General features: G+C 40.9%; 17 protein-coding genes. All 17 read left to right on the top strand.

Features of this window, described 5'->3' with window-relative positions:
* The first annotated feature begins 4 nt into the window (after positions 1 to 4).
* The 17 genes from HT731_RS06205 to pabB all read left to right on the top strand — a co-directional run bounded on the left by HT731_RS06205 (position 5) and on the right by pabB (position 21627).
* A complete protein-coding gene (locus HT731_RS06205; RefSeq protein WP_173268070.1) occupies positions 5 to 1255 on the top strand; it encodes a hypothetical protein in 1251 nt (416 codons plus the stop codon).
* A gap of 109 nt (positions 1256 to 1364) precedes the next feature.
* Positions 1365 to 1775 (top strand): GNAT family N-acetyltransferase, encoded by a 411-nt coding sequence (locus tag HT731_RS06210; protein ID WP_000273900.1) that lies wholly within the window; start codon positions 1365 to 1367, stop codon positions 1773 to 1775.
* A gap of 197 nt (positions 1776 to 1972) precedes the next feature.
* A complete protein-coding gene (locus HT731_RS06215) occupies positions 1973 to 2182 on the top strand; it encodes a helix-turn-helix transcriptional regulator (RefSeq protein WP_001107501.1) in 210 nt (69 codons plus the stop codon).
* Complete coding sequence (locus HT731_RS06220) at positions 2172 to 2645, top strand: DUF6773 family protein (protein ID WP_000797309.1); 474 nt, start codon at positions 2172 to 2174, stop codon at positions 2643 to 2645. Before HT731_RS06215 ends, HT731_RS06220 begins: the two co-directional genes overlap by 11 nt.
* A gap of 43 nt (positions 2646 to 2688) precedes the next feature.
* A complete protein-coding gene (locus tag HT731_RS06225; protein WP_173278134.1) occupies positions 2689 to 3123 on the top strand; it encodes a DUF6773 family protein in 435 nt (144 codons plus the stop codon).
* Between the two features lie 115 nt (positions 3124 to 3238).
* Positions 3239 to 4699, top strand: a complete 1461-nt coding sequence (locus HT731_RS06230) for a nicotinate phosphoribosyltransferase (protein ID WP_173278135.1) — start codon at positions 3239 to 3241, stop codon at positions 4697 to 4699.
* Complete coding sequence (gene nadE / locus HT731_RS06235; protein WP_173278139.1) at positions 4696 to 5520, top strand: ammonia-dependent NAD(+) synthetase; 825 nt, start codon at positions 4696 to 4698, stop codon at positions 5518 to 5520. The genes HT731_RS06230 and nadE overlap by 4 nt, the downstream gene beginning before the upstream one ends.
* A 399-nt stretch (positions 5521 to 5919) precedes the next feature.
* Positions 5920 to 6471: a GNAT family N-acetyltransferase gene (locus tag HT731_RS06240; RefSeq protein ID WP_173278141.1), complete on the top strand. Its 552-nt coding sequence runs from the start codon at positions 5920 to 5922 to the stop codon at positions 6469 to 6471.
* A 237-nt stretch (positions 6472 to 6708) separates the two neighbouring features.
* The gene (locus tag HT731_RS06245) at positions 6709 to 7584 is read left to right on the top strand and encodes an Rpn family recombination-promoting nuclease/putative transposase (RefSeq protein ID WP_173278143.1); all 876 of its coding nucleotides are present in this window, start codon (positions 6709 to 6711) and stop codon (positions 7582 to 7584) included.
* A 318-nt stretch (positions 7585 to 7902) separates the two neighbouring features.
* Positions 7903 to 8613: a thiol-disulfide oxidoreductase-associated membrane protein CcdA2 gene (ccdA2, locus tag HT731_RS06250; protein ID WP_173278145.1), complete on the top strand. Its 711-nt coding sequence runs from the start codon at positions 7903 to 7905 to the stop codon at positions 8611 to 8613.
* Positions 8614 to 8626: 13 nt separating this feature from the next.
* The gene (locus HT731_RS06255) at positions 8627 to 9190 is read left to right on the top strand and encodes a redoxin family protein (RefSeq protein ID WP_173278147.1); all 564 of its coding nucleotides are present in this window, start codon (positions 8627 to 8629) and stop codon (positions 9188 to 9190) included.
* A gap of 9 nt (positions 9191 to 9199) precedes the next feature.
* Positions 9200 to 10312 (top strand): peptide-methionine (R)-S-oxide reductase MsrB, encoded by a 1113-nt coding sequence (gene msrB, locus HT731_RS06260; RefSeq protein ID WP_173278148.1) that lies wholly within the window; start codon positions 9200 to 9202, stop codon positions 10310 to 10312.
* Between the two features lie 70 nt (positions 10313 to 10382).
* A complete protein-coding gene (locus tag HT731_RS06265; RefSeq protein WP_033680004.1) occupies positions 10383 to 11120 on the top strand; it encodes a response regulator transcription factor in 738 nt (245 codons plus the stop codon).
* The gene (locus tag HT731_RS06270; protein WP_033680003.1) at positions 11117 to 12808 is read left to right on the top strand and encodes a sensor histidine kinase; all 1692 of its coding nucleotides are present in this window, start codon (positions 11117 to 11119) and stop codon (positions 12806 to 12808) included. Before HT731_RS06265 ends, HT731_RS06270 begins: the two co-directional genes overlap by 4 nt.
* Before the next feature lie 114 nt (positions 12809 to 12922).
* Positions 12923 to 13486, top strand: a complete 564-nt coding sequence (locus HT731_RS06275; RefSeq protein ID WP_033680002.1) for a TIGR01440 family protein — start codon at positions 12923 to 12925, stop codon at positions 13484 to 13486.
* A gap of 2 nt (positions 13487 to 13488) precedes the next feature.
* A complete protein-coding gene (locus HT731_RS06280; protein ID WP_173278150.1) occupies positions 13489 to 19845 on the top strand; it encodes a ZmpA/ZmpB/ZmpC family metallo-endopeptidase in 6357 nt (2118 codons plus the stop codon).
* A gap of 60 nt (positions 19846 to 19905) precedes the next feature.
* Positions 19906 to 21627 carry an aminodeoxychorismate synthase component I gene (gene pabB / locus HT731_RS06285; protein WP_173278152.1) on the top strand — a complete coding sequence of 574 codons (1722 nt, stop codon included), beginning with the start codon at positions 19906 to 19908 and terminating at the stop codon, positions 21625 to 21627.
* Positions 21628 to 21633 lie beyond the last annotated feature (6 nt).

Consider the following 21633-nt stretch of genomic DNA (forward strand, 5'->3'; position numbering starts at 1 on the left):
TTAAGTGGAAGAGTTGGAAAATAAGGTAAACGAAGAGACTTCAAATAACACAGAAGTTTCGGAGCAAGAGACAAGCGTTAAGCAGGAAAGTGAACATGCCAATCCTGTAGCTCCTGTCCCAAGTCAGTTAGGATTTGTGGATAAGGTAAAACACATCATTGAGACACGACGTAAGGAAACTCTTGGTGTACTGATTGCTCTTGGACTTACTATTATTGCTTTTGTAGGTTATAACTTTTATCAAGGGCAACCTAAAAGTTTAGCAAAAGAAGTTAGGGTTGAATTTTCAGGTTATTCAGAGTCAGGAACCTTGACCTATAATGAAGAAGTGATTGCGGCTATGGTTAAGGAACTATCCTACAAAAAGGCTGGCTTTAATAAGGAACAAGCTCAAGCCCTTGCCCAGAATGATCCTGTAGCCTTATCAGCCTTGGCAACCAATCCACAATTAGCCTCAAAGGCTTCTCTAGCTAAGGCTATGATTAGTAGTGTCCGCTACGAGTTTGATAAGAAAAGTGAGTTAAAAAATGGGGATGAAGTGACTTTCACAGTCACAACGACTTCGCAAAACTCACCTGTTAAAGCTGAAAAGAAATCATTTAAGGTTGAAACACTGAAGGAATATGAAAAAGTTTCAAAAGAAGAACTCTTAAAACTAACTCCTTTAAGTTTTGAAGGTTTCAATGGCTATGGTCGAGTTTCTATTCCTAAAACAAAAGATGAGGAAGATATCTTCACTATTGATGGTAATTCTGATGCCAATGATTTGAAAAATGGAGATAACATCAAACTTGTGGTTCGTGACTACTATTTGACAAAATTGAAAAAAGAAGGGAAAGTACCTGCAGAAAAGAGTTTTGAAGTTCCAGTTTCAGGCCTAAAAGAGGTCAGTGAAATTAAGGAATTAAAGGATATTCTTAAGAAAATTGATGACCACAGTAAGTCTGAAAACAAGAATAATTCTTCATCTTCTTATACCCTAGAACCACAAGGAACATTCTTAGGAGTATTTTCATCAAGTAACAGTGCTTATGAAAATGTAATTGTTATAAGTATTCTCTATAAGGTCACTGAGACCAAATCTGATGGATCTAAAGATACTAATTATAAAGATTATAGTTATGCTGCAGGAGTCAAAAAAGATGGCAGTGTAGATATGGATAAGCTAGAGAAAGCCCAGTTTAATACTACGACAGATTTAGAAGGGTTGAAGTCCTATTTATCGAATTATAAATTAAAAGAATATAAGCAGTGATAGTATTAAATTTGAAACTCATCAACTCAGATTGGTGGGTTTTTGCTAATTTGACAGTCTATTGAAATAAGGCTATAATCAAGCTGTATCAGTTTTCGAGGAGGTTTGGATGTACTTTAGATTGGAAAATAAGGAATCCCAGAAGGCGCAAGAAATAGGGAATTTGATTCGTGCTTATAACCGTTCCAAAAGAGAAGAGGCTGAGAGTGAGCCATTGAATCTTTATGTTGAAGATGAAAAAGGCAATCTTCTGGCAGGCTTGGTAGCTGAGACTTTCGGAAATTGGCTAGAAATCGAGTATTTATTTGTAAAAGAGGAACTGAGAGGGCTAGGAATCGGTTCAAGACTATTGCAGCAAGCAGAAACTGAAGCTAAGAATCGAAACTGTCGTTTTGCTTTTGTCAATACCTACCAGTTTCAAGCTCCAGATTTTTATAAAAGGCATGGCTACAAGGAAGTCTTTACCTTACAAGATTATCCCTACATTGGGCAAAGATATTATTACCAAAAGGATTTGTGACCTAGACTTCTTTACTTTGAAGAGGAGCTAAGCTAAGTAGAAAAAAGAACGAATACTCTTTATCATGTAAGATGATAGAGAGTTTTTTGTTAATAAAATATTACAAAATGACATTTATATATTGCATTAAGTTAGATATATGGTATAATATTTTTGAAAAGAAGCGCAACTTTTTAAAAAATAGAAGGAGGATGCTAGTGGCTAAAAATTTAAAGTTAAAACTAGCTCGTGTGGAGCTTGATATGACACAAGGTGATTTGGCAGAAGCTGTGGGTGTTACGAGGCAGACTATCGGCTTGATAGAAGCAGGGAAATATAATCCTAGTCTCTCGCTCTGTCAGTCCATATGCAGATGCTTAGGCAAAACGTTAGACCAACTATTTTGGGAGGAAGAAGATGAAAAATAGAAAAAAACTTGTTATCAAAGATGAACGTACGGAAAAATTGGATGGAAATATTTCAGGAGAAATTCTCTTGGGTATGTACCTATTTTTGGCACTGGAAATTTTTGCCAAAGTTTATATTTTTAATTTAACGCTTCTATCCTATTTACCAGAATTACTTTTATTGATTGGAGTCGGTTTGTATGCCATTATTCGCCGCATGTATGTAGGAATTGATATTCGAGATATTGTTGAGAATACTGGAAAAGAAAGAATTTTATCTGCTTTGGGATTTTCTATAGTGATTTTATTGATTGATATCGTAGGAAATCGCGAGGAACTGGTCAATCTATTGACTTGGAAGTACTCCCTAAAAGTGGTTCTAGCAGTTATCATCTATCTCGTTGGGAGTTATTCTATGGACCGAGTTATCCTATACTTGAATCGCAGAAATCAGCAAGTTTGGGAGGAAGAAGATGAAAAATAGATTTTTTTATTATCAATTACTAGACGAAAGAGAAGAATAACTGATGAATAAAGCGGGGGCTGAAAGTTTCTATATCTCTATAGCTTTCTTGCTTTTATCTTATATGATTGCAGTATTAGCACCAAGTCTTTTTAATCCGAGAATGATTCTCATCATTATCATTATTGGAATTTTTTACTTTTTCGGCCGTGCTCGAGATTTGGGTGTGAACTACTATAGTCGTTTTCATTTTACGATTTTGGGTTGTTTTTTCTTAACCTTGGCTATTACGGCTCTTTTGATGTTGCAGAATTATCAATTCAATATCGAAATTTATCAGCACAATCCTCTGAACGTTAAATACTTGTCTGCTTGGGCAATTACTTATGTCATTTACCTTCCTTGGGTCTTTATTGGCAATCTTGGTCTGAAGAGCTATGGCGAATGGGCTCAGAAAAAGTTTGAACAAGACATGAATGAACTGGAGAGTGGAGAATAGCTTGTTACTCTTTTCTCAATCCAGCTAAAATGTGATATAATAGTACTAATTTATTGGAATATGTGAAAGTTCTTGAAAATTTTTATGTGTTTCTAGCTAAGGAAGTAGGAAAAGTATGTATCCAGATGATAGTTTGACATTGCACACGGACTTGTACCAGATTAACATGATGCAGGTTTACTTTGACCAAGGAATTCACAATAAAAAGGCGGTCTTTGAGGTTTATTTCCGACAACAGCCTTTTAAGAATGGCTATGCAGTTTTTGCTGGTTTGGAAAGAATTGTAAGCTATCTTGAAGACTTACGTTTTTCAGATAGTGATATTGCCTATTTGGAGTCGCTAGGCTATCATGGGGAATTCTTGGATTACCTTCGCAATTTCAAGTTGGAGTTGACCGTTCGTTCTGCCCAAGAAGGGGACTTGGTTTTTGCTAATGAACCGATTGTGCAGGTGGAAGGCCCTCTAGCTCAATGTCAGTTGGTTGAAACGGCCCTTTTGAACATCGTCAACTACCAGACCTTGGTGGCGACGAAGGCAGCTCGTATTCGTTCGGTTATCGAAGATGAACCCTTGATGGAGTTTGGAACACGTCGGGCGCAAGAAATGGATGCGGCTATCTGGGGAACACGCGCAGCGGTGATTGGTGGTGCCAATGGAACCAGCAACGTGCGTGCTGGTAAACTCTTTGACATTCCTGTTTTGGGAACCCATGCTCATGCCTTGGTACAGGTTTATGGTAACGACTATGAGGCTTTCAAGGCTTATGCTGCGACCCACAAAAATTGCGTCTTTCTTGTAGATACCTATGATACCCTTCGTATCGGTGTGCCAGCTGCTATTCAGGTGGCGCGTGAACTGGGTGACCAGATTAACTTTATGGGTGTGCGGATTGACTCTGGGGATATTGCCTATATTTCTAAAAAAGTTCGTCAACAACTGGACGAGGCAGGATTTACTGATGCTAAGATTTATGCATCAAATGACCTTGATGAAAATACCATCCTCAACCTTAAGATGCAAAAGGCCAAGATTGATGTCTGGGGCGTGGGAACCAAGCTGATTACAGCCTATGACCAGCCAGCTCTTGGTGCAGTTTACAAGATTGTTGCAATCGAAGATGAAAATGGCAAGATGCGTAATACCATCAAGCTGTCTAATAATGCGGAAAAAGTGTCGACGCCAGGTAAGAAGCAGGTGTGGCGCATTACCAGTCGTGAAAAAGGCAAGTCAGAAGGCGATTATATCACTTATGACGGTGTGGATGTGAGCGACATGACAGAAATCAAGATGTTCCATCCGACCTATACCTACATCAAGAAGACCGTTCGTAATTTTGATGCCGTTCCTCTCTTGGTGGATATCTTTAAAGATGGGAAACTGATTTACAACTTGCCTAGTTTGACTGAGATTCAGGATTATGCTCGTAAGGAATTTGACAAGCTTTGGGATGAGTACAAGCGCGTGCTCAATCCGCAGCATTATCCAGTGGATTTGGCGCGTGATGTATGGCAAGACAAGATGGACTTGATTGATAAGATGCGCAAGGAAGCTCTTGGTGAAGGAGAAGAAGAATGAGTTTGCAAGAAACGATTATCCAAGAACTGGGCGTGAAACCAGTGATTGATGCCCAGGAAGAAATCCGCCGTTCCATTGATTTCTTAAAAAGATACCTGAAAAAACATCCCTTCCTAAAAACCTTTGTACTAGGGATTTCTGGAGGACAAGATTCAACCTTAGCAGGTCGATTGGCCCAACTAGCTATGGAAGAGCTGCGATCAGAAACGGGAGACGACAGCTACAAATTTATCGCTGTTCGCCTGCCATATGGAGTGCAAGCTGATGAAGCAGATGCTCAAAAAGCCCTAGCCTTTATCCAGCCAGATGTCAGTTTAGTGGTGAATATTAAGGAGTCTGCAGATGCCATGACAGCTGCAGTTGATGCGACAGGTAGTCCTGTTTCAGATTTTAACAAGGGCAATATCAAGGCTCGTTGCCGTATGATTGCTCAGTATGCCCTTGCTGGTTCCCATAGCGGAGCGGTCATTGGAACAGACCACGCCGCGGAAAATATCACAGGTTTCTTTACCAAGTTTGGTGATGGTGGTGCGGATATTCTCCCTCTTTACCGCCTCAATAAGCGCCAAGGAAAACAACTCTTGCAGGAACTTGGTGCAGACCCAGCCCTTTATGAAAAAATCCCAACAGCGGACCTAGAAGAAGACAAACCAGGTCTAGCTGATGAAGTAGCCCTCGGAGTCACTTATGAAGAGATTGACGACTACCTAGAAGGCAAAACAATCAGCCCAGAAGCTCAAGCGACTATCGAAAACTGGTGGCACAAAGGCCAACACAAACGCCACCTACCCATCACCGTATTTGATGACTTTTGGGAGTAAAAAGGTCCGGGGGACCTTTTTAGCTTCTTGCCCTGAAACTCGAGAGCAGGAATAACCTTCAGTGGAGGTTTTCAGCCTCTCACCTTGAAATAAGAAAGTGAGAGAAGGTACGGTAACTCACAGAGTTCGATTTCGTCGTCTCACCCCCGCAACGATGACTAGGTTTGAAAAAGCTTGCTAGAGCGCATTTCAAACCAGACAGCGACTGCGTCAAGGGATTAAACAAAAAACTCGTTTTCTAGCTGTTGCTGAGTTTAGTCCTTTTACCCCGAGCATGGAAACAGGTAAGCGAGGAAGGTCCGGGGGACCTTTTTAGCGTATTACCTTGAGATTCAAAGGCAAAACAAGTTTCAATGGAGATTGGGCAGAGAATCATCTATCAGAAAGCGAGGTAGCGTCATGAAAGCAATCGGTACGCAAATATTACAGACAGATCGTTTAATCTTGCGAAGATTTTTGGAAAGTGATGCAGAAGCCATGTTTCAGAATTGGGCTTCATCCGCTGATAATCTGACCTATGTCACCTGGGAACCTCATCCTGATGTCGAGGTGACTCGAAACTCGATTCGTAACTGGGTTGCCTCCTATACAAATCCCAACTATTACAAATGGGCTATTTGTCTCAAAGAAAACCCAGAGCAAGTGATAGGAGATATCAGTATCGTTAAGATAGATGAGGATGATTCAAGTTGTGAAATTGGCTATGTGCTAGGCAAGAAATACTGGGGTCATGGTATGATGACAGAGGCCTTGAAAGCTGTATTGGACTTTTGTTTTACTCAAGCAGGTTTTCAAAATGTTAGAGCACGATATGCTAGTCTCAATCCAGCTTCAGGTCGTGTTATGGAGAAGGCTGGAATGTCCTATCTCAAGACTATTACCAATGGTGTAGAGAGAAAAGTCTATCTTGCTGATCTTATTTATTACCAGGTAAGTAGGGAAGACTGTTAAGCTTAAAATTTATTGCTTATCCGCTGTTCTTATTTTTTTCATTTATCCTTTCTTTTCCGAATAAATAGATAGAGTCAGTGAATCTAGTAAAACTAGATTTAATACTCTTCGAAAATCAAATTCAAACAACGTCAACGTCGCCTTGCCGTACTCAAGTACAGCCTGCGGCTAGTTTCCTAGTTTGCTCTTTGATTTTCATTGAGTATAAAACTGTGGTATAATAAAAGGAGGAAAAGGATGATTCTCAGACATCCGGGCATCAGCCCAACTAATGATTTGGTAGCTAAAAAAATCTTTAGCAATCCAGAAATCACTTGTCAATTTATTCGCGATATGCTGGACTTACCAGCAAAAAATGTGACTATTTTGGAGGGAAGTAACATTCATGTCTTACCTTCCCTGCCGTACTCGGCGCAGGATTTCTATACCAGTATAGACGTCTTAGCGGAGTTGGATAATGGCACGCAGGTTATTATCGAAATCCAAGTTCATCATCAGAATTTTTTCATTAATCGTTTGTGGGCTTATCTGTGCAGTCAGGTTAATCAAAATCTTGAAAAAATTCGCCAATGTGAAGGTGATACACACCAGAGTTACAAGCATATTGCACCTGTTTACGCAATAGCTATTGTAGATAGTAATTATTTTTCAGATGATTTGGCTTTTCATAGCTTCAGTATGCGAGAGGACACGACAGGTGAAGTTTTAACCATTACCAACAATGGTCAGGAAAACCATCTAGTCAAGATGGCATTCTTGGAATTAAAAAAATACAGAGAAACCAGCAAAGACGAGGTTCGCAAGCCGTGGTTGGAGTTTTTCGGTAACAAGCCCTTTACCCAAGAACCCGAGCGAGCCATCAGCCAGGCAGACCAACTGCTGGACTATAAGAGCTGGTCCGAGGAGGACAGGAAAATGTTTAGTGAACAACGCAGACGCGAAGAACAAGCCTTGTTAGCGCAGGACTATGCCTTGGAAACAGCTAGGGCAGAAGGTATTGAACAGGGACTAAAAAAAGGGTTAGTAAATCTTGTTCGCCAGCATCTTTTAACAGCAGAGGTTGCGAGTGCGCAATTAGGCATGACCGTCGCTGAGTTTGAGGCACTATTGTAAGAACTTCACAATAATGGCATTCTTGGAACTAAAAAATACAGAGAAACCAGCAAAGACGAGGTTCGCAAAGCGTGGTTGGAGTTTTTGTAAATCAATAAATCAATGACAGATTTTTCCGCGGTAGATGGAAGAATCTGTTTTTTAGTTTACTAGATGTTGGCTCGAAAACGTAAGATAGCTTACCCTTTTACTCATGTTTTTTTGATTTCTTTGAAGTATTACCTGATTAAATTCCTATTTTTCCCTATCATTGTACCTGTTTTTTCTGGAGTTCTGGGGTTATAATAGTCCTATCAAATCAAAGAATGGAGGAAGGCGATGGATAATATAATCTTTTTTATCAGTGTTTTTCTTGCTGGAATTCTCTCCTTCTTTTCTCCTTGTATTTTACCCTTGTTACCGGTCTATGCAGGGGTCTTGTTGGATGACAAAGATGGTGCTCAGGCTTCTAGTGGCAAATTTTCAATTTCGGTTGTCAGTTTATTGCGAACTCAGGCCTTTATAGCGGGTATTTCTTTTATTTTTATCTTACTGGGATATGGTGCTGGTTTTTTAGGAGACCTTTTGTATGCCTCTTGGTTTCAGTATGTGACGGGTGCGGTTATCATTCTCTTGGGCTTGCACCAGATGGAAGTCTTACATTTTCAGGGACTATACAAGGAAAGAAGGTTACAATTACAGAGACAGGGGCAAAAGGGTAAGGGCTATAGTCAGGCATTTTTACTGGGGTTGACCTTTAGTTTTGCTTGGACGCCTTGTGTGGGGCCAGTTCTTGGCTCTGTTTTGGCCTTGGCGGCTTCAGGTGGTTCAGGTGCTTGGCAGGGAGCTGGTCTCATGTTGATTTACACGCTGGGTTTGGCGCTACCATTTTTGGTTCTAGCTCTAGCCTCCAGCTATGTTTTGAAACATTTTCGAAAACTCCATCCTTATCTAGGAACCCTCAAAAAAGTGGGTGGTTTCCTCATTATCGTGGTGGGAATCTTGGTGCTTTTGGGAAATGCTTCCATTTTGACTACATTATTTGAATAGAGAGGAAAAAGAAATGAAAAAATGGCAAACATGTCTCCTTGGAGTAGGCTCAATCTGTTGCTTGGCAGCTTGTTCAGCTAAAAACATGTCAGACGAGTCTACTATGAAGGAGCAAACAAAAACAGAACAAGTCAGTTCGCAAACTGCGACTAAAGGTCAGGCGGTTGCTGATTTTGAACTGACGGGAGTAGATGGCAAGACTTACCGTTTATCTGATTACAAGGGCAAGAAAGTCTATCTCAAATTCTGGGCTTCTTGGTGTTCCATCTGTCTAGCCAGTCTTCCAGATACGGATGAAATCGCTAAGGATGCTGGTGATGACTATGTTGTCTTGACAGTGGTATCTCCTGGCCACAAGGGAGAACAATCTGAAGCTGACTTTAAGAACTGGTACAAGGGCTTGGATTATAAAAATTTCCCAGTTTTAATTGATCCATCAGGCAAACTCTTGGAAAGTTATGGTGTCCGTTCTTACCCAACTCAAGCCTTTATAGACAAGGAAGGCAAGCTGGTCAAAACACAACCAGGTTTTATGGATAAGGATATGATTTTAAAAGAATTGAAAGAAATGGGGTAGAGAAAGGTCATGAATGATAAAGTAAAACTTTTTGTCTTGGCAGGGATTTTTTTCCTAGCCATAACCGGTTTCTATTTTCTATTGATGCGAAATGCAGGGCAGACAGATAGCTCGCAAATTGAGAAGGCTGCAGTTAGCCAAGGAGGAAAAACAGTGAAAAAAACAGAAATTAGTAAAGATGCAGACTTGCACGAAATTTATCTAGCTGGGGGATGTTTCTGGGGAGTTGAGGAATACTTCTCACGCGTGCCTGGAGTGACAGATGCCGTTTCAGGCTATGCAAATGGTAGAGGGGAAACAACTAAGTACGAATTGATTAACCAAACAGGGCATGCGGAAACTGTCCATGTCACTTATGATGCCAAGCAAATTTCTCTCAAGGAAATCCTGCTTCATTATTTCCGCATTATCAATCCAACCAGCAAAAATAAACAAGGAAATGATGTGGGGACCCAGTATCGTACCGGCGTTTATTACACAGATGACAAGGATTTAGAGGTGATTAACCAGGTCTTTGATGAGGTGGCTAAGAAATACGACCAACCTCTAGCAGTTGAAAAGGAGACCTTGAAGAATTTTGTAGTGGCTGAGGATTACCACCAAGACTATCTCAAGAAAAATCCAAATGGCTACTGCCATATCAATGTCAATCAGGCAGCCTATCCCGTCATTGATGCCAGCAAATATCCCAAACCAAGTGATGAGGAATTGAAAAAGACCTTGTCACCTGAGGAGTATGCAGTTACCCAGAAAAATCAAACAGAACGGGCTTTCTCAAACCGCTACTGGGATAAATTTGAATCTGGTATCTATGTGGATGTGGCAACTGGCGAACCCCTCTTTTCATCAAAGGATAAGTTTGAGTCTGGTTGTGGCTGGCCTAGTTTCACCCAACCCATCAGTCCAGATGTCGCCACCTACAAGGAAGATAAGTCTTACAATATGACACGCATGGAAGTGCGGAGCCGAGTTGGAGATTCTCACCTTGGCCATGTCTTTACGGACGGCCCACAGGACAAGGGTGGCTTGCGCTACTGTATTAATAGTCTCTCTATCCGCTTTATTCCTAAAGATCAAATGGAAGAAAAAGGTTATGCTTATTTACTAGATTATGTCGATTAAGAGGGCTTTCCTAAGCAGTTAGAGGAGAATTTTGCTATACTGATACTAGTAAGTGACAAAGGAGAGAAGCATGACCTACACAATCTTAATCGTAGAAGATGAATATCTGGTAAGACAAGGCTTGACCAAGCTGGTCAATGTAGCAGCCTACGATATGGAAATCATCGGTCAGGCTGAAAATGGAAGGCAGGCTTGGGAGCTGATTCAAAAGCAGGTGCCAGACATTGTTTTAACCGATATCAACATGCCCCAGCTAAATGGCATCCAGTTGGCCAGTCTGGTCCGAGAAACCTATCCTCAGGTTCATCTAGTTTTTTTGACAGGTTACGATGATTTTGATTATGCCCTTTCTGCTGTCAAACTCGGTGTGGATGACTATCTGCTTAAACCCTTTTCTCGTCAGGATATTGAGGAAATGTTGGGGAAAATAAAGCAAAAACTAGACAAGGAAGAGAAAGAAGAGCAGTTACAAGATTTACTGACCGATAAGTTTGAAGGAAACTTGGCCCAGAAAATCCAGTCTCATCTAGCTGATAGCCAATTTAGCTTAAAGTCTTTAGCCAGTGACTTGGGATTTAGCCCGACTTATCTGAGTTCTTTGATTAAGAAAGAGTTGGGCCTGCCTTTTCAGGATTATTTGGTGAGAGAACGTGTCAAACAAGCCAAGCTCTTGCTTTTGACTACAGATCTGAAGATTTACGAGATTGCAGAAAAGGTTGGCTTTGAAGATATGAATTACTTTACTCAACGCTTTAAACAGATTGCGGGTGTGACGCCTCGTCAGTTTAAGAAGGGGGAAGGTAGATGAAACGTTCGTCTCTTCTAGTTAGAATGGTTATTTCCATCTTTCTGGTCTTTCTCATTCTCCTAGCTGTGGTTGGGACTTTCTACTATCAATCTAGTTCTTCAGTCATTGAGGCTACTATTGAGGGTAATAGCCAAACGACTATCAGTCAAACTAGCCACTTTATCCAGTCTTATATCAAAAAATTAGAAACCACCTCGACTAGTTTGACCCAGCAGGCAGATATTCTAGCCTATGCTGAGAATCCCAGTCAAGACAAGGTTGAGGGAATCCAAAATCTGTTTTTGACTATCTTGAAGGCAGACCAGGACTTGAAAACTGTTGTGCTGGTGACTAAATCCGGTCAGGTCATTTCTACAGATGATAGTGTGCAAATGAAAACTTCCTCTGATATGATGGCTGAGGATTGGTACCAAAAGGCCATTCATCAGGGGGCTATGCCTGTTTTGACACCCGCTCGTAAATCAGATAGCCAGTGGGTCATTTCTGTCACTCAGGAACTTGTTGATGCAAAGGGGGCTAATCTGGGCGTGCTTCGTTTGGATATTTCTTATGAAACTTTGGAAGCCTATCTCAATCAACTCCAGTTAGGTCAGCAGGGTTTTGCCTTTATCATCAATGAAAACCATGAATTTGTCTACCATCCTAAACATACAGTCTATAGCTCAGCTAGCGAAATGGAGGCCATGAAACTCTATATTGAAACGGGGCAGGGCTATACGCTAGACCACCAATCCTACGTCAGTCAGGAAAAGATTGCAGGAACTGATTGGACGGTGCTTGGCGTGTCATCATTGGAAAAGTTAGACCAGGTTCGGAGTCAACTCATGTGGACCTTGCTTGGAGCCAGTGTCACATCTCTTCTTGCCTGTCTCTGCTTGGTGTGGCTTAGTCTTAAACGCTGGATTGCTCCTTTGAATGACTTGAGAGAAACCATGCTGGAGATTACTTCTGGTAATCAGAATCTTCGTGCCAAGGAAACTGGTGCCTATGAACTGAGAGAGGTAACTCGCCAGTTCAATGCCATGTTGGATCAGGTTGATCACCTCATGGCAGATATTCGCAGGCAGGAAGAAACGACCCGTCAGTACCAACTTCAAGCCCTATCAAGCCAGATTAATCCGCATTTCCTCTATAACACCTTGGATACCATCATCTGGATGGCTGAATTTCAGGACAGTCAGCGAGTGGTGCAGGTGACCAAGTCCTTGGCAACCTATTTCCGCTTGGCGCTCAATCAAGGCAAGGACTTGATTTCCTTGTCCGACGAAATCAATCATGTCCGCCAGTATCTCTTTATCCAGAAACAACGCTATGGAGATAAGCTGGAATATGAGATTGAGGAGAATCCTGCCTTTGATAATTTAGTCTTGCCCAAGCTGGTCCTACAACCCCTTGTAGAAAATGCTCTTTACCATGGCATTAAGGAAAAGGAAGGTCAGGGCCATATTAAACTTTCTGTCCAGAAACAGGATTCAGGCTTGGTCATCTGTATTGAGGATGATGGAGTTGGCTTCCAAGATGCTGGCGATAGTAGTCAAAGTCAACTCAAACGTGGGGGAGTCGGTCTTCAAAATGTTGACCAACGGCTCAAACTTCATTTTGGAGAAGATTACCAGATGAAGATTGATTCTGCACCCGAAAAAGGAACGACGGTTGAAATATACATAAATGGAATAGAAACTAGCTAACTCCCAGTCAATTCTGGGAGTTTTATGCGTAATTGAGAAAGCTTTCTAGGTTGTCTATCTTGCTAAAACGTAGAAAAAACGATATGATAGATAGTGACAAAAGAGGTATCAAGTATGAAGGAAAAAGACATTCAAAGAGAAACAAGCCAGATTGTAAAAGATGTATTGGAAAAGGCCAATTTGAAGCAAGGATCCATCTTTGTTTTGGGCCTTTCTTCTAGTGAGGTGATAGGTGGTCAGATTGGCAAGGAATCCAGCCAAGAAATTGGGGAAATCATTGTGAAGACTATCCTAGATATCCTAGAGGAAAAAGGAATTCATCTAGCTGTTCAAGGCTGTGAACATGTCAATCGGGCTCTCGTTGTTGAACGTCAGTTGGCAGAGCAGTTTGGTCTGGAAATCGTTAGTGTCCTTCCTACCCTTCATGCAGGAGGTTCGGGTCAGTTGGCAGCCTTCAAGTTTATGAAGGATCCAGTTGAGGTTGAATTTATCAAGGCTCATGCTGGATTGGATATCGGCGACACTGCAATTGGTATGCATGTCAAGCATGTTCAGGTTCCGATTCGCCCTCTTTTGAGAGAGATTGGTCATGCTCACGTAACGGCGTTGGCTAGTCGTCCAAAATTAATTGGAGGTGCGCGTGCGCACTATCCGCAAGATTCTATCAGAAAGTCGTGAAAATGAGAAAAACAAAACAACAACTAGAAAAAATCACCAAATATTCAATTCGTAAGCTAACTGTTGGGGTAGGTCCTGTAGCAATCGGGGCCTTTCTTTTTGGTGCTAGTACCCTTTCAGTAGATAAGGTTCAAGCCAATGAAGTTGGCGGTGCTCATAGTGTTCATTACCGTTATTTGGCGGAGCAGGAATTGACCGAGTCTGAAAAAGCCCTGATTCACCATGAAGTTCCTACAGAATTTCAAGATGATGATATTCTTTATGTAGTTTATCGTAAGAAGGCGACTACCAGTCAACAACTTCCCTATACAGGAAGTAAGGAACTAGCTTTGGCAGGTCTTGGTTTGGCAACAGCCTCGCTAGCAGTCTTTTTGGTGTCCAAAAAAGGTCGCAAAGAGGTTCTAGGTGTTCTTTTGATTGGTTCTTTAGGAGCTAGCACCTTTGTACCTTACGGGACATTTGCATTTGAAAATAAAGAATTACTTTCTTATAACCAAACTATTTCAGCCTCTACACATGAAGGTTTGGCTGAAGGGATTATCCATATTGATGGATATGAATACATTGGCTACTTTAAGGAAGCAGAACTCCATCCATCAAAACCAGCTTCATCTGAGAAGCCTCAGACTAGACAGGAAGAGAGCTTGGTGGAGATTCCGTTTGAAATGATCACAAGCCTAGATGCGAATCTAGCAGAAGGACAGACTCGTATCGTCACAGCTGGAGTAAATGGTAAGCGTCGTCTTGTAACCAAAGTATCGATGGTTAATGGTCAAGAAGTTAGAGAAGTCATTGAAGACCAAGTGGTTCAAAATCCTGTGTCACAAGTCATCGCAGTCGGAACGAAGAAAGAGGTGCAACCTGCCCCAACTCCAGCACCACAAGCTGAACCAACGCATCAGGTAGCTAAGGGTACGCAAGAAGAAGGCAAAGAAGGTCAGGCTCTAACGCAACCAAGCTTACCAGAGGCTCCAATCGAAGCAAAAGGAACCCAAGAGGAAGGCAAAGCAGGCCAAGCCTTAACGCAACCTGCCTTGCCAGAAGCTCCAGTAGAAGCCAAAGGAACCCAAGAAGAAGGCAAAGCAGGTCACTCTTTAATCCAACCGGACTTACCAGAAGCTAGGGTAGAGGCCAAAGGCACTCAAGAGTCAGGCAAGGAAGGTCAGTCCTTAACGCAACCAGAATTGCCAGAAGCTAGGGTAGAGGCCAAAGGCACTCAAGAGGCAGGCAAGGAAGGTCAGTCCTTAACGCAACCAGAATTGCCAGAAGCTACGGTAGAGGCCAAAGGAACTCAAGAGACAGGCAAAGAAGGTCAATCCTTAACACAACCCGAATTACCAGAAGCTAAGGTAGAGTCTAAAGGCACTCAAGAGGCAGGTAAGGAAGGTCAATCCTTAACGCAACCCGAATTGCCAGAAGCTGTGGTAGAGTCTAAAGGAACTCAAGAGGCAGGTAAGGAAGGTCAATCCTTAACACAACCCGAATTGCCAGAGGCTACAGTAGAGTCTAAAGGAACTCAAGAGGTAGGTAAGGAAGGCCAATCTTTAACGCAACCGGAATTGCCAGAGGCTACAGTAGAGTCTAAAGGAACTCAAGAGGTAGGTAAGGAAGGTCAAGCTTTAGTACAGCCAGAACTACCAGAGGCTACAGTAGAGTCTAAAGGAACTCAAGAGGTAGGTAAGGAAGGCCAATCTTTAACGCAACCTGAACTACCAGAAGCTCAAGTAGAAGTAAAAGGAACTCAAGAGGAAGACAAGGAAGGTCAAGCACTTGTTCAAGATCAGTTACCTGAGTATAAGGTGACTGAGGGAACCCTTGTTGAAGAATCAACTACAGAAATTGACTACAAAACTGAAACGACTGAGGATCCAACTAAGTATACAGACGAAGAAACTGTCCTACGAAATGGTGAAAAAGGAAGTCAAGTTACAAAAACAACCTATAAAACGGTAGAAGGTGTCAAAACTGATCAAGTTCTTTCAACCAGTACGGAAGTGACTAAGGAGCCTGTAAATCAACAGGTAAGCCGTGGTACAAAACCAATTGAAGGAACTCTTGTAGAGGAAAGCCTTGAAAAGATTCCATTCAAAGAAAAGATTGAAGAAGATAATCAACTGAAAAAAGGTTTAGAAGTCGTAGCTCAAGAAGGGAAAGAAGGTCAGAAAAAAATCACTAAGACCTTTAATACTATCAAAGGAGTTAAGACTGAGGATGCACCAAAAGTAACAGAAGAAGTTATTGAGGCCCCTCAAGACCGAATTTTGAAACGTGGTACCAAGAGCTTTGAAAAACCAGTATTGACCATCACTGCAGTTGAACCTAAGGATTTGAAACGGACTTCAGATGTTAAATACAGTCTAGAAAATCCAAGCAAGGCGGCCATTAAATCTATCACCTTAACTCTGAAAAAAGGTGATGAGATTGTGAAAACATTGAATGTTTCACCTGACAACTTAACAGCTAGCCTGACAGATTTGCAATACTACAAAGATTATAAGATTGAAACTAAGATGGTTTATGACCGTGGTGAAGGCGATGAGGAAGTAGTTCTGAATGAAGAACCTCTAAGAATTGACCTCAAAAAAGTTGAAATCAAAAATATCAAAGAAACAAGCTTGATGAGTGTGGACGCTGACGGTACTGAAACAGATACTAGTTTGCTTACAGAAAAACCAGCTGATGTTGCTCCGCTTTATTTACGAGTTACAACTCACGACAACAAAGTTACAAGACTTGCTGTTGACAAGATTGAAGAAGTAGAAAAAGATGGAAAAACTTTATACAAAGTCACTGCCAAAGCACCGGACTTAGTTCAACGTAATGCAGATAACACACTTAGCGAAGAGTATGTTCATTACTTTGAAAAACAAAAAGCAAAAGAAGGTAATGTTTACTACAACTTCAATGAGCTTGTAAAAGATATGAAAGCTAACCCTAGCGGTGAGTTTAAACTTGGTGCAGATCTAAATGCAGCTAATGTACCAACTCCAAATAAAGAGTATGTTCCTGGTACATTTAAAGGTAAGTTATCAAGTGTTGAGGGACAACGTTATTCAATCCACAATATGACACGTCAATTATTTGGTGGTATTGAAGGTGGTTCGGTTAAAGATGTTAATTTAGCTAATGTCGATATTAATATGCCTTGGATTGATAACATTTCTGCTCTTGCTAGAACTGTTAAGAATGCTACTGTTGAGAATATTAAAGTAACTGGTAGCATAACTGGTAGAGATGGAATTGCCGGACTTGTTAACAAATTAGATAACGGCGGACAGCTTACTAATGTTGCTTATATCGGTAAACTTACTGGTGTAGGTGATAGAGGATGGGATTTCGCTGGTATGGTTGGTGAAATCTGGAAAGGTAATGTTGATAAAGGATATGTAGAAGCTGATATAGTTGCTAATAAAGCTCGTATCGGTGGATTTGTCGCTAGATCAGATAACGGTTCTGATCCTAACGGAATTGGTAAATATGGTTCTGTTCGTAATGCTGTTACGAAAGGAACTATTAAGGTAAATACACCTGTTGAAGTAGGTGGTTTCCTTAGTAAGAACTGGGCATGGGGTAAAGTTGCAGACTCTGTGTCTATGATGAAAGTTGAAAATGGTGAAGTGTTCTATGGATCTAAAGATATTGACGAAGATGGTGGATACTTCTCAAATAACGCATTAGAACGTAACTTCATTGTAAAAGATGTAAGTACAGGTAAGCGTTCATTTAGATTCTCTGTTTCTAACCGAATTAAAGAAGTGTCTCAAGATGAAGCTGACCAGAAAATTGCAACATTAGGAATTACGGCTAATGATTATGTTATCAATCCTCTTGTTTCAGATACATTAAATAATGTTAAACCAAAATCTGACACTTACAAAGATACTCAAGATTACGATGCTTCTCGTGAGCTTGCATACCGTAACATTGAAAAACTTCAACCATTCTACAACAAAGAATGGATTGTAAATCAAGGAAATAAATTAGCTGCCGATAGTCCATTAATGACTAAAGAAGTATTGTCTGTAACTGCAATGAAAGGCAATGACTTTGTCACAGACCTTACAGATGCCGACCATATTATGGTTCACTACGCAGATAAGACAAAAGATATCTTTACGATTTCTCCTAAGGACTCTCAAGTTAAGCAAGTAAAAGAGTATAGTGTTGCTGAGCTTGGTGAAGTTGTTTACACACCAAACATTGTTGTAAAAGATCGTGCTGACTTAATCAGTGCTATTGAAAGCAAATTAAGCCCTGTTGAATTGCAATCTGACCCGATTTACCAACACTTGGGTAGAACTGGTGGCAACAAAGTCAATGCAATTAAGGACTTGTACCTAGAAGAAAGCTTCAAGTACGTTAAAGATAATCTTACTCAATTCGTTACGAAGTTAGTGGAAAATGAAGATCATCAACTGAACACAGATGAAGCTGCAAAACGTGCCTTGATTAAGAAAATCGATGACAATAAGGCCGCAGTTCTTCTTGGATTATCTTACCTAAATCGTTACTACGGCGTTAAATTCGATGACTTTAACATTAAAGAATTAATGTTATTCAAACCTGACTTCTATGGTAAGAATGTTAATGTGTTAGACTTCTTGATTAAAGTTGGTTCTAAAGAAAGTAACATTAAAGGTGATAGAACTTTAGAAGCTTATCGCGAAACGATCGGTGGAGTTATCGGTATAGGCGAGTTAAACAGTTTCTTAGACTATAATATGCGTCTATTCACAAGTGATACAGACTTAAACGATTGGTTCATAAAAGCTACTAAAGATAATGTATATATCGTTGAACCTAAAACAACAACTCCTGAATTTGCTGATAAGAAACACAGAGCCTACGAGGGATTAAACAACGACATGCATGGTAAAATGATTCTACCACTTCTGAATTTGAAAGATGCTCATATGTTCTTAATCTCAACATATAACACTATGGCTTACAGTTCATTTGAAAAATACGGTAAGAATACTGCAGAAGAACGCGAAGCATTCAAAGCTGAAATCAATAAAGTCGCTAAAGGTCAACAAAATTACCTAGACTTCTGGTCTCGCTTATCATTAGATAAAGTTCGTAATCAACTGCTTAAGAGCAATAACATGGTTCCAACTCCTGTGTTAGATAACCAAAACTATAAAGGAATCAGCACAGATAAATACGGACATACGAATAGTGGTAAAGACGTAGCACCTATCCGTGAATTATACGGACCAACAGGTCGTTATCATGCAACTGACTGGCGTATGGGAGCTGTAGCTCGTATTTACGGTAACCCTTATAAGGATGATTCAGTCTTCTTCATGGTTACTGACATGATTAGTGACTTTGGTATCTCAGCCTTCACTCACGAAACGACTCACGTAAATGACCGTATGGTTTACTTAGGTGGTTCAAGACACCGTGAAGGTACTGACTTGGAAGCATTTGCTCAAGGTATGTTACAGTCTCCTGCTGAAACAAGTCCAAACGGTGACTTTAAAGCACTGGGATTGAATATGGCTTACGAACGTCCAAACGATGGGAACCAATGGTATAACACTAATCCAAACGACCTTAAATCTCGTGCGGAAATTGACCAGTATATGAAAGGGTTCAATGATACGCTCATGCTTCTTGATTACCTTGAAGGTGAAGCTGTAATTGATAAGCACAGTAAAGAACTAAATAACGCTTGGTTCAAGAAAGTAGATAAGCAACTTCGTGGAGCTAATACGAAGAACCAATACGACAATGTTAGAGATTTAAATGCAGAAGAAAAAGAATATAATTTAACATCTGTTAATGACTTAGTAGAGAAAAACTTCATGACTAAACACGGTCCTGGTAATGGTCAGTATGACCCAACTGGATTCGGTTCTGCTTATGTAACGGTGCCTATCACCGCTGGTATCTATGGTGGTAACACAAGTGAAGGTGCTCCTGGAGCAATGTCATTCAAACATAATACCTTCCGTATGTGGGGTTATTATGGATATGAAAAAGGGTTCCTAAATTATGCTTCTAACATGCTGAAAAATGAGTCTAAACAAGCAGGTCATGCTACTCTAGGAGATGACTTCATCATTAAGAAAGTTTCTGATGGTAAATTTAGTACTCTAGAAGATTGGAAGAAAGCATACTTCAAAGAAGTTGTTGATCAAGCGAAAGCAGGATTTAACCCTGTTACAATTGACGGTACTACATACAGTAGCTACGACGACTTGAAGAATGCATTTGCTACAGCTGTCGATAAAGATAAAGCAACTCTAAATAATGGTTCAGTTAAATTTGATAATACTGTATCACTTAAAGAGAAACTCTTCAAGAAACTTCTTCAACAAACAAATAGCTTTAAAACTTCAATCTTTAAATAATCGAACTCTCTCATCTGCTTTGCGGATGAGGGTTTTCTTATTTTATGCTATACTTAAGATATGCATAGAAAAACAGTGATTGATTTTAAGGCTTTGGGGGAGAGATATATCTTTACCCAGCCTATCAAAGAGTTAAAAACCAGAGATTTAGCAGAAGTGGCAGATTTGCTGGCACAAGTGGAAAGTTACCAAGAGCAAGGCTATTATGTGGTGGGTTATGTCAGCTATGAGGCTGCACCTGCTTTTGAGGAGAAGTTAGCAGTTCACAAGACCCCTCTACTTGGCGAGTACCTGCTTTACTTTACTGTTCATGATAGCGTAGAAACATCCCCTATTCCTCTGACTTATGATGAATTTGATTTGCCTTCAAATTGGCAGGAAGTAACGTCTGCAGAGGACTATGAAAAGGCTATTGCCCAGATACATCATCATTTGCGGCAGGGAGATACCTATCAGGTCAACTACACTGTCCAACTCAAGCAAGACTTAAGTGCCAATCCTTTTGCCATCTACAATCGTATGGTGGTAGAGCAGGAGGCGGGCTACAATGCTTATGTTGAACATGACGAGATGGCAGTGATATCCATGAGTCCAGAGCTCTTTTTTGAGCAAAATGGCCGCGAATTGATAACGCGACCAATGAAGGGAACGACTCAGCGTGGCATAACTGACCAAGAAGACTTAGAGCAGGCTAGTTGGTTGGAGCAGGATCCTAAAAATCGCTCTGAAAATATGATGATTGTGGACCTCTTGCGCAATGATATGAATCGTATTTCTGAAGTGGGCAGTGAGCATGTGGAGCGTCTGTGTCAGGTAGAGCAGTACTCAACCGTTTGGCAAATGACTTCGACCATCAAGAGTCGGTTGCGAGAGGATGTAGACCTTGTTGAAATCTTCCGCTCTCTCTTTCCTTGTGGTTCCATAACGGGTGCTCCGAAAATTGCGACTATGGAGATTATCAAAAATTTGGAGCCTCAACCGCGCGGAGTCTACTGTGGAACGATTGGTCTCTTGCTTCCACATGGACGACGGATTTTTAATGTGGCCATTCGGACCATTCAACTGCATAAAGGGAAAGCTATCTATGGAGTTGGTGGCGGCATTACATGGGATAGCACTTGGGAATCTGAATACCGAGAAGTTCATCAAAAGGCGGCTGTTCTCTATCGGAAACAAGCTCGTTTTCAGCTGTTTACTACTGGGAAGATCAGCCAGAAGAACTTGTTGTTTGAAGAACAACATCTGGAAAGGCTGAGAAAAGCTAGTCGTTATTTTGCCTTTCTTTTTGATGCAGAAGACTTGAAACCAAAGATAGAGGAAGAGTGTCAGGATTGTGATGCTAATCAAGATTACCGCTTGCGAATTAGCCTTAGCAAATCTGGAGAGATAAAACTCAGTCGTCAAGCATTAATACCCCTTAGTCCAAGTTTTTGTCAGTCCAAACTTTGCCTTCAGGAAGTCAATTTGCAACAAGCCTTTACCTATTTTAAAACAAGCCACCGACCGCATTTGAGCCTGGGGAAGCAGGAAATTATTTACCATAATGCAGCTGGAGAGTTATTGGAAACCTCAATCGGAAATTTGGTTCTGAAAATCGCTGGAAAACTCTATACACCGCCTGTCCGACTTGGAATCTTGCCAGGGATTTACCGTCAGCATTTGCTGGAAAGAGGACAGGTAGAAGAGAAAGTCTTGACCTTGGCAGATTTAGCCCAAGCGGAAGCTATTTACGGCTGTAATGCCGTGAGAGGCTTATATGAGTTAATCTTACAGGAGAAGTAGACGAAA

The organism is Streptococcus sp. k-163 (assembly GCF_013277555.1).
GTDB lineage: Bacteria > Bacillota > Bacilli > Lactobacillales > Streptococcaceae > Streptococcus.

What these genes read in the sequence shown, in the direction of transcription:
- HT731_RS06255 (WP_173278147.1), top strand. Translation starts at nt 8,627, where the DNA reads ATGAAAAAATGGCAAACATGTCTCCTTGGAGTAGGCTCAATCTGTTGC.
- HT731_RS06210 (WP_000273900.1), top strand. Translation starts at nt 1,365, where the DNA reads ATGTACTTTAGATTGGAAAATAAGGAATCCCAGAAGGCGCAAGAAATA.
- HT731_RS06225 (WP_173278134.1), top strand. Translation starts at nt 2,689, where the DNA reads ATGAATAAAGCGGGGGCTGAAAGTTTCTATATCTCTATAGCTTTCTTG.
- msrB (WP_173278148.1), top strand. Translation starts at nt 9,200, where the DNA reads ATGAATGATAAAGTAAAACTTTTTGTCTTGGCAGGGATTTTTTTCCTA.
- pabB (WP_173278152.1), top strand. Translation starts at nt 19,906, where the DNA reads ATGCATAGAAAAACAGTGATTGATTTTAAGGCTTTGGGGGAGAGATAT.
- ccdA2 (WP_173278145.1), top strand. Translation starts at nt 7,903, where the DNA reads ATGGATAATATAATCTTTTTTATCAGTGTTTTTCTTGCTGGAATTCTC.
- HT731_RS06265 (WP_033680004.1), top strand. Translation starts at nt 10,383, where the DNA reads ATGACCTACACAATCTTAATCGTAGAAGATGAATATCTGGTAAGACAA.
- HT731_RS06245 (WP_173278143.1), top strand. Translation starts at nt 6,709, where the DNA reads ATGATTCTCAGACATCCGGGCATCAGCCCAACTAATGATTTGGTAGCT.
- nadE (WP_173278139.1), top strand. Translation starts at nt 4,696, where the DNA reads ATGAGTTTGCAAGAAACGATTATCCAAGAACTGGGCGTGAAACCAGTG.
- HT731_RS06275 (WP_033680002.1), top strand. Translation starts at nt 12,923, where the DNA reads ATGAAGGAAAAAGACATTCAAAGAGAAACAAGCCAGATTGTAAAAGAT.
- HT731_RS06220 (WP_000797309.1), top strand. Translation starts at nt 2,172, where the DNA reads ATGAAAAATAGAAAAAAACTTGTTATCAAAGATGAACGTACGGAAAAA.
- HT731_RS06270 (WP_033680003.1), top strand. Translation starts at nt 11,117, where the DNA reads ATGAAACGTTCGTCTCTTCTAGTTAGAATGGTTATTTCCATCTTTCTG.
- HT731_RS06230 (WP_173278135.1), top strand. Translation starts at nt 3,239, where the DNA reads ATGTATCCAGATGATAGTTTGACATTGCACACGGACTTGTACCAGATT.
- HT731_RS06240 (WP_173278141.1), top strand. Translation starts at nt 5,920, where the DNA reads ATGAAAGCAATCGGTACGCAAATATTACAGACAGATCGTTTAATCTTG.
- HT731_RS06280 (WP_173278150.1), top strand. Translation starts at nt 13,489, where the DNA reads ATGAGAAAAACAAAACAACAACTAGAAAAAATCACCAAATATTCAATT.